The organism is Streptomyces sp. NPDC043812, assembly GCF_056436245.1.
In genome coordinates, this window is sequence record NZ_JBWKCY010000089.1 from 1 (window position 1) to 2308 (window position 2308).

Consider the following 2308-nt stretch of genomic DNA (forward strand, 5'->3'; position numbering starts at 1 on the left):
GTAGTACCTCGCTGCGCGAGGTACGAGTGAACTGCCCCGCGTTGCGGGGCAGTTGGGTCCGGCCGCTTCGCTTGCCGGACCCAACTCGGGTGCTTCGCACCCGAGTTGAAGTCCTGCGCGTTGCGCAGGACTGGGGTGGCTTCACCCGGTGCGCTTCGCTTACCGGGTGAGCGTGCGTCACACGCCTGACCTTGGGTGCCGGTTGGGCAGGTCCGCTGCGCTCCCCTGCCCGCGCTAGCAAAAAGCGGGCAGTAATAGGAGGGTGCGGGAATGATGCAGCGTGTAGCAATGGGGAAACGAGGCCACATGCCCCGGGCGCATCCAGAACGGCCCGGACAGAAACTGCGCTCCCATCCTTCCGGCCCCCGGGAAAGGCCAATGCCCGCCCCCTATAGGCCGCCTGACACTCCGCCGGGCCACCCCGGCGGTACCGGCGCGCCAGCGCCTCAGACAGGCACAGCGCAGCGCCGTCCCCACCCGAGACAGCAGGCCCACATTCTCACCACCCATAACGAAGGGATGTCCCGCGTGCGTTGAGGGAAAATAGGGCTCTGGCCTGGGGTTATTCCCAAGCCGGCTGAGGGTCGCTGTCAGGGTTGTTGTGAGGGTAGTTATGCCTCCCGTTGTGAGGGTTGTTGTGAGGGTTGTTGTCGGTCATTTTCCTGCGGAAGAAGCCACGCGAACCAGTAAGCGTGATAGGGTTCTTTATGTCGTTAGGGGTTGAGCCCCCCGACCCGACGCCCGGACCACAACCCAGCAGGAGGAAAAAGGAATGACGATTCTCACGGAGTCGCAGCGCGCGGAGATTTTCGCGCGCGGGAATGATGAGCTGATGCGTATTGCCGGGCATTTGGATGCCGGGAGGCATCTTCTCGGGTGCCGGGTGGACTTGCCGAACGGCACGGTTCCGGCGCGTCTCCTGATCGATGTCACCGGCCGGGACATCGACGACATGATCAGCATGAACGTCTCTCAGTTGGAAGCCTTTGCCCTGGTGTTGGGCGTAGGGCTGATGAACCCCGGTACGGAGCGGTGCGAAGTGCGGGTGCACTCCACCAAGCCGGGCGCGGCGGCCGTCGAGCAGGGGTGGGAGCTGACGCCGCACGGGGGCCGTCTGCGCCCGCTGAGCGAGGCGGAGGCGCGCGAGCGGTACGCCGCCGAGCAGGACGCGGAGGCCGCCCCGATCTTCCGCAGCGCGTTCCCGCTGCACTTCGAGTCCAGCCAGCTGTAGCGCCACGGGGCCGGGCGGCGGTTGGCCCCGCCGCCCGGCCCGCACCATCCCGGATCACCCCCAGCGAGAGGAATCGTCATGGACGAGATCGCAGAGCGCGCGTTTAACCTTCTGACCAGTCTGGTCAACGGACTTGGCCCCGGTCACCATCTGCTGACGTGCGGAGGCCGCGCCCCCGCCAACCCCCACGGCATCGCGCACGTTACGGGCGTCGCGCCGGTGATCGTTGTGCACGGCCACCGTCCGAAGCTGGTCACGCCGACGGGGACGGATGAGCTGTGTCTCGCGTTGTACGTCGCTCTGTCCCACGGCGGCGGTTTGGTGACCCGGACCAGGGTTCCGGGCAAGGAGCGCGACATTGTGCGCGGCTGGGCGGTGAAGGACGCGTGGGCACACCCCCTGACTGCCGCCGAGGTGTTCGACGAGTTCTGTAAGGACGCCGAGGGAGAGCCGGTGCCGCCGCAGCCGGACACCGACTATTACGCCGGTTTCCCGCTGGTCGCCCTCCCGTAGCGGCGCACCGGCCCGCATGGCCGGGCGGCGGTTGGCCCCGCCGCCCGGCCCCCCAAGCCCCGACAGCGAGGAGGACCCGTGTCGTTCTACCCGAACTTTCCCACCCACGAGCCCCGAGGCGGACGCACCTATTACAACGTGATCGCCACCCTGTCCGGCGCGGACGAGGAGCGGGAAATCGGCGAGTGGCAGGGGGACCCCGAGAAGGCCGGTGAGGCCGCGATCTCCGCCTACCTCCGCTACCACCGCCGCGCCCATGTGCGGGTGCTCGCCGACGGCGATGCGTTCGCTTACGTGACGCACCACCCGCGCACGCACGACAAGACCCCGTTTCTGTGTCAGTCCGGTTTCTGCGCCCACCACCAGTGCGGTGAGATCCCGCCCGAGCAGTGTTTCTGCCGCGACAGCTGACACACGTGCCGGGGGCGGCGGTTGGCCCCGCCGCCCCGGCATCCCATCCCGCATCACACCACCAGTGGAGGACACGCCCCATGAGCAGCAACACGGCCGCCGAGCAGCAGACCAGCACCCTTGCCGGATTGGGTCGACTGGTCGAGTTCGACC

The 2308-nt window shown here is 67.8% G+C and carries 3 protein-coding genes; all 3 read left to right on the forward strand.

Annotated elements, in window-relative coordinates; translation table 11 throughout:
- Positions 1 to 772 precede the first annotated feature (772 nt).
- The 3 genes from AC067Z_RS38795 (at position 773) to AC067Z_RS38805 (ending at position 2155) form a co-directional block, all read left to right on the forward strand.
- On the forward strand, positions 773 to 1231 hold the full coding sequence (locus AC067Z_RS38795; protein ID WP_478794343.1) for a hypothetical protein: 459 nt from the start codon (positions 773 to 775) through the stop codon (positions 1229 to 1231).
- A 78-nt stretch (positions 1232 to 1309) separates the two neighbouring features.
- A complete protein-coding gene (locus tag AC067Z_RS38800) occupies positions 1310 to 1744 on the forward strand; it encodes a hypothetical protein (protein WP_478794344.1) in 435 nt (144 codons plus the stop codon).
- Between the two features lie 78 nt (positions 1745 to 1822).
- A complete protein-coding gene (locus tag AC067Z_RS38805) occupies positions 1823 to 2155 on the forward strand; it encodes a hypothetical protein (RefSeq protein WP_478794345.1) in 333 nt (110 codons plus the stop codon).
- Positions 2156 to 2308: the final 153 nt, after the last annotated feature.

Coding starts and splice junctions, on each gene's coding strand:
- AC067Z_RS38795 (WP_478794343.1), top strand. CDS start 773: ATGACGATTCTCACGGAGTCGCAGCGCGCGGAGATTTTCGCGCGCGGG.
- AC067Z_RS38800 (WP_478794344.1), top strand. CDS start 1,310: ATGGACGAGATCGCAGAGCGCGCGTTTAACCTTCTGACCAGTCTGGTC.